General features: G+C 64.2%; 4 protein-coding genes. 3 read left to right on the plus strand and 1 reads right to left on the minus strand.

The annotated features are described in order from the left end of the window. The first annotated feature begins 142 nt into the window (after window positions 1–142). On the plus strand, window positions 143–2356 hold the full coding sequence (locus ABH924_RS07230; protein WP_404497850.1) for a thioredoxin domain-containing protein: 2214 nt from the start codon (window positions 143–145) through the stop codon (window positions 2354–2356). Here ABH924_RS07230 and ABH924_RS07235 read toward each other — a convergent pair. Beyond that, complete coding sequence (locus ABH924_RS07235; protein WP_404497840.1) at window positions 2353–2994, minus strand: hemolysin III family protein; 642 nt, start codon at window positions 2992–2994, stop codon at window positions 2353–2355. The two genes, ABH924_RS07230 and ABH924_RS07235, sit on opposite strands and share 4 nt — an antisense overlap. A 244-nt stretch (window positions 2995–3238) precedes the next feature. On the opposite strand from ABH924_RS07235, the gene ABH924_RS07240 reads away from it, so the two are divergent. Beyond that, window positions 3239–4000, plus strand: coding sequence for an isoprenyl transferase (locus tag ABH924_RS07240; RefSeq protein WP_234751350.1), 762 nt, complete (start codon window positions 3239–3241; stop codon window positions 3998–4000). Window positions 4001–4371: 371 nt separating this feature from the next. Then, window positions 4372–5646: a PhoH family protein gene (locus ABH924_RS07245; RefSeq protein ID WP_404497841.1), complete on the plus strand. Its 1275-nt coding sequence runs from the start codon at window positions 4372–4374 to the stop codon at window positions 5644–5646. Window positions 5647–6000: the final 354 nt, after the last annotated feature.

Below are 6000 nucleotides of genomic sequence, written 5' to 3' on the forward strand. Positions count from 1 at the left end.
ACGATCACTGACTTTGATGCAACTGTCATTGGCGAACAGTGATGGATGATGCAATTGCCACTGGTAAACAGTGATGTAGCGCCTGTTGCATCAGGACATGCATCGCCAGGTCACTGGGCCCCTGCCGCGGGTCTGAGCGATGATGGAAATTGTGAACCGACTTGCCAGCGCCTACAGCCGCTATCTCCTGCAGCACAAGGACAATCCGGTGGATTGGTTTCCCTTCGGGGATGAGGCTTTTGCTGAAGCAATGCGTCGTGACGTACCAGTGTTCTTGAGCATTGGCTACGCTGCGTGCCATTGGTGCCACGTCATGGCCCACGAGTCCTTCGAGGACCAGGACACCGCCGACTACCTGAACGCCCACTTCGTGGCCGTCAAGGTAGACCGCGAAGAACGCCCCGACGTGGACTCGATCTACATGGCAGCCACCCAGGCGATCAGCGGCGAGGGCGGCTGGCCCATGTCCGTCTTCCTGACGCCCGATGGCTTGGCCTTCCATGCAGGCACCTATTTCCCGCCAACGCCACAGCCCGGAAGGCCGTCCTTCCGCCAGGTGCTTGAGGCGGTCCGCGAGGCGTGGCTGGAACGCCGGGACGCCGTCGAGCAGAACGCACGGGGGCTCGCCGCCGGCATGGCCAATGCCCAGATCGCCTCGACGGTGTTCCTCGACAGACCATCCGAAAGCCTGGACAGAAGCCTGCTGTCGGAAGCCGTGCGTCTTCTCGCCCGTTCGGAAGACCCCGACGGCGGCGGCTTCGGCGCCGCTCCCAAGTTCCCGCCGTCGGCCGTTCTTGAGTTCCTGATACGGCACGCTGCCGTGCCGTCGGATACCTCGGACGCCGCCCGAGACATGGCGGGCCGCACTCTCGCCGCCATGGCCCGTTCCGCGCTGTGTGACCAGCTCGACGGCGGCTTCGCCCGGTATTCCGTGACCGCGGATTGGTCCGTTCCGCATTTCGAGAAGATGCTCTACGACAATGCCCAGCTCCTCCGCGCCTACGTCCACTGGGTCCGGCTCCAGGGCGACTGGGTCCTGCCGGCCGGCGAGGCCGCGAGCGTGGCGTCGCGGGTGGCGGACTGGATGCTGGATTCGCTCGGCGTGGGCGGTCCCGCAAACCCGGGCGGGCTCGCTTCCTCCCTTGACGCCGATACCGTGGTGGACGGAGTGCATCACGAAGGTGCGTCCTATCTCTGGACTCCTGCGAGCCTCGAGGCCGTGCTTGGCCCGGAGGACGGCGCGGCCGTGGCCCGGCTGATGAACGTGGGGCCGTCCGGGACGGTCTCGGAGCTTGGATCTCCGCTCCATCCCGGTCGCCGTCTGTCCGGCGCGGAATCGCGGTTGTGGAACCGTGTCATGCCCGCCTTGCGCGCCGCACGCTCGGGCCGGCCCCAGCCGGCGCGCGACGACAAAGTAGTGGCGGGCTGGAACGGCCTGGCCATCGCGGCGCTTGCCGAAGCCGGTGCGGTCCTGGACAGGCCGGAACTGGTGACTGCCGCGGAAAACGTGGCCGAGTACCTGATGCGCGTGCATTGGCGTCCGGCGTCCGGCCCCGAAACATCCAGTGCCTCAAACGCCGGCACCTCAAGACCCGGCGCGGGGGTGCTGATCAGGGTCTCGCACGACGGCGTTGCGAGAGGGATCAGCGGCCTGTTGGAAGACTACGCGTTTTGCGCGGAAGGCTTCCTGGCTCTCTACGCCGTGACCGGCCAGCGGCGCTGGTACGGGTTCGCGGAGGAGCTGATCAGCGGAGCCTGCGCGCGCTTCGTGGTGGACGGCAGGTTGTCGGACTCCGTGGGGGAGTCGGCCCAGGTTTTCAACGCGCAGGGCCAGCACGCGGGCCTGGACCCCTTCGACAATGCGGCGCCGAGCGGGGCGGCGGCTTTTGCCGGAGTGTTGCTGAGCTACGCGGCGTACTCCGGTTCGCACGAGCACAGGGCCATGGCAAGCAGCATCCTGTCGCTCCTGCCGCCGATAGCCGGGCGGGCGCCTAGGGTGGCGGGATGGCTGCTTGCGACCGGCCAGGCGGCCGTGGCCGGCCCCATAGAGGCCGCCGTCTCCGGCCCTCCAGGCCGGAAGCAGCGGGAACTCCATCGCGCTCTGTTGGCCTCGCCGAGCCCGGGGCTGGTGGTGGCGGTCCAGCTGGGTCTGGCTGGCGAAAAAGCCGCCGACGACGGCGCGCTCCCCGGGTCCCGCGCCACGGAACCGGAGGTGCCGCTGCTTGAGGCCCGCACGGCTGCTGCGGACGGCTCACCACAGGTGTATTTGTGCCGGGGGATGGTGTGTGACCTGCCGCTTGGCTCTGTCGAGGAGCTGGTCCAGCGCCTTGAAGCGATGACGGAGGCCGCCGGCTAGCTCAGCACGGCGATCATGATTGCGGCGAAATGTGCGGCGAAGGCCAGCACCGTGAGTGCGTGGAAGAGTTCATGGAAGCCGAAGTTCAACGGACTGAAGTTGGGCTTCTTGATCCCGTAGAAAACAGCGCCAGCGATGTAAAGGGCCCCTCCCACACAGATCAGGATCGCGGCCGGAACGTTCGCCGCGAAGAACTCGGGCAAGTAGAACAGCGCCCCGCAGCCCAGCGCGACGTAGATGGGCACGTAGAGCCAACGTGGAGCGCCGGTCCAGAGAATCCGGAACAGCACTCCCAGCAGTGCTCCGGACCAGATCATCCACAGCAGGAGCACGGCCTTCGGGCGCTCCAGCAGCGACCACGCGAGGGGTGTGTAGCTGCCCGCGATCACCAGCATGATGTTGGTGTGGTCCAGGCGCTTGAGGACCATCCTGGTCTTCGGCTCCCAATTGCCGCGGTGGTAGACCGCGGACACGCCGAAGAGCAGCACACCCGTGAAAGCGTAAATGGCGGAGGCGATTTTGCGATCCGTTGTAGGCGCCATCGTCACGAGGACGATCCCTGCCGCGACGGCGAAAGGCGTGGCCACAGCATGTATCCAGCCGCGCCACCTTGGTTTGGTTGTGAGCAGCTCCGACATCGTTAAAGCGTAACCCGCGCCCCGATAAGTTACTGCCGAGTAACGCGTTTTCGACTAGTTTTCGCCCGCTGAGGTGTGCCGACTGCCTAGCTTGGGAAGGTAGCCTTGGTGGTGCGCCTACGGCTGCAGTCCGGAGGTGCCGATTGTTGTTTGGCTGGAGGGCCGGCTGCCAACCAGGCCAGCCGCCGTCGTCGTTTGTTTCGCTTTTCACGTGCTGTTCAAAGGAAGTCAGGTGAGTGTCCGGATGGAGTGGCCCGGCTTCCTCTATGGCTTCTACGAGCGCAAACTGCTCCGTTCGCTCGAGCAGGAGAAGATTCCCCGGCACATCGGCGTCATGGTTGATGGCAATCGCCGCTGGGCGCGGCAATTCAACGCTCCCACCAGCGAAGGGCATCAGGCAGGCGCGGACAAGATCCACGAATTCCTCGGCTGGTGCCAGGAACTTGGAGTCAAAGTCGTCACGCTGTACATGCTCTCGACGGACAACATGAACCGGTCCGGTGAAGAGCTCGAACTGCTCATGGGAATCATCGCCAATACCCTCGATCGCTTGGATGACGACGCCGATATCTCGGTCCACGCCATGGGTGCGCCGGAGCTCCTTCCGGACTATCTCGCCGAGCGGCTCAACAAGCTCACGGCCCGCACTCCGATCCGCGAGCGGCTTCATGTGAACGTGGCCGTCGGCTACGGCGGACGGCGCGAGATCGTCGACGCCGTGCGGGAACTACTGCACGACGCTGTCGCGCACGGCCGCAACATCACCGAGCTGGCCGATGAGCTTTCAGTGGACGACATCTCGCGTTTCCTCTACACGCGAGGCCAGCCGGACCCCGATCTGGTGATCCGCACATCAGGTGAACAGCGCTTGTCCGGTTTCCTCATGTGGCAAAGCGCTTACAGCGAGTTTTACTTTTGCGAGGCACTCTGGCCCGCGTTCCGCAAGGTCGATTTCCTGCGGGCCCTGCGGGACTATGCCGGCCGCCAGCGCCGCTTCGGTTCCTGACACGCGCCATCCCAGTGCGCTCCCGTTTACGTGAAGTTCACATTTTGTCTTCACGAATCGCCGTTTGGGCTAACCGGAAATGTAATCGCACGGGAATACGTTAATCCCATCAGTAGGTAAACCGCCTGCTGATCGGGGAGGCCAGTAGATGGAGCGAATCATCGCACCAGTTACGTGGGGGGCCGCGCCCGGCCTTCCGGCCGAGCCGCCTCACGAATAAGCCGGGTTCGCCCGGGGCTGGAGTCGATGTGGCTATTTCTGAGCAACTGCCCGTAGTCGTTTCCGACGGGGAAAGTTCAGCTACCTCTCGCACCAAGCGGGCCAACGGTGGGCGGACTGCAAAGTCCGGGACCCCGACTGGCAGAAGCTATGTGATTGACACTTCCGTATTGCTTTCCGATCCGCACGCCCTGTTGCGCTTCGCGGAGCACGAAGTCATTGTCCCGATCGTGGTCATTACCGAATTGGAAGGCAAACGCCACGATCCCGAGTTGGGCTACTTCGCCCGCAAGGCCCTGAGGCTCTTGGATGACTTGCGTATCGAGCATGGCGGGTTGAATCAACCCATTCCGATCGGATCCGACGGCGGCACGCTGCGTGTCGAGATGAACCATGTGTCCACCGAAGTGCTGCCGGCAGGATTCCGCGGCGCGGACAACGACAGCCGCATCCTGGCAGTCGCAAAGAACCTCGCCAACGAAGGCCACAACGTCACGGTCGTCTCCAAAGACCTCCCCATGCGCGTCAAAGCCTCCGCGATGGGGCTGTTCGCGGACGAATACCGCAATGAACTCGTCAAGGACTCCGGCTGGACCGGCATGGCAGAGATCGAAGCCAGCGAGGACGAGATCACCACCCTGTACGGGCACGAACCGGTGTTCATCCCCGCGGCGGCCGAGCTGCCCGTCAATACGGGCCTGGTGCTGCTCTCCAACCGGGGCTCCGCCCTCGGCCGCGTGGGCGCGGACAAGCAAGTGCGGCTGGTCAAGGGCGACCGTGATGTCTTCGGACTGCACGGCCGCTCAGCGGAGCAACGGCTTGCGATCGACCTGCTCATGGATCCCAGCGTCGGAATCGTCTCGATCGGCGGACGGGCGGGCACTGGAAAGTCGGCCCTGGCCTTGTGTGCGGGACTCGAGGCAGTCCTGGAACGCCGGGAGCACCGCAAGGTGATTGTCTTCCGCCCCCTGTACGCGGTGGGTGGACAGGAACTCGGGTACCTGCCCGGTTCCGAGGCAGAGAAGATGAACCCCTGGGCGCAGGCGGTCTTCGACACCCTCGGTGCACTCGTCAGCCAGGAAGTCGTCGAAGAAGTCATGGACCGGGGCATGCTCGAAGTCATGCCGCTGACCCACATCCGCGGACGTTCACTCCATGACGCCTTCGTGATCGTGGACGAGGCGCAGTCGCTCGAAAAGAACGTGCTCCTCACGGTCATGAGCCGTATCGGCCAGAACTCCAAGATCGTCCTGACCCACGACGTCGCCCAGCGCGACAACCTCCGCGTCGGCCGGCACGACGGCATTGCCGCCGTCGTCGAAACCCTCAAGGGGCACCCGCTGTTCGGCCACATCACCCTGACGCGCTCCGAACGCTCGCCGATCGCGGCTCTCGTGACGGAACTGCTCGAAGGGGCGGAAATCTAAGGCTCGGCATCCGTTGTCCGGAGAGAGCCGGTTATCCTCGGCGTGCTAGCTCGTACCTCGCTTTTGACGCACGCTGCCGGATAACCGGCTCTCTCCGGTGCGAGCGGCTCGCTTTTTGGGCAGGCATGCGGCTTCGCTAGTTCCTGGCTGGACGGACGACGCTCGCTCACATATGTCGTGTTTTTCACCGACGCTCGCTCACTTATGTCGTGTTTTTCACCGACGCTCGCTCACTTATGTCGTGTTTTTCACTGACGCTCGAGAATTGTCAAGCTGTGTGGAGTCACTGGGCTATTTTTTGGGGTGTTTTGGTCTGGGGGAGGTTGATCCCGACGTATGTGGCGGGGGCCGGTG

Origin of the sequence: Arthrobacter sp. GAS37, from assembly GCF_044908325.1 — a bacterium.
In the GTDB taxonomy this organism is placed as follows: Bacteria; Actinomycetota; Actinomycetes; order Actinomycetales; family Micrococcaceae; genus Arthrobacter; species Arthrobacter ramosus.

Bases quoted from the DNA above. Each gene is read 5' to 3' on its own strand.
- ABH924_RS07235 (WP_404497840.1), bottom strand. From the start codon at position 2,994: ATGTCGGAGCTGCTCACAACCAAACCAAGGTGGCGCGGCTGGATACAT.
- ABH924_RS07240 (WP_234751350.1), top strand. From the start codon at position 3,239: ATGGAGTGGCCCGGCTTCCTCTATGGCTTCTACGAGCGCAAACTGCTC.
- ABH924_RS07230 (WP_404497850.1), top strand. From the start codon at position 143: ATGGAAATTGTGAACCGACTTGCCAGCGCCTACAGCCGCTATCTCCTG.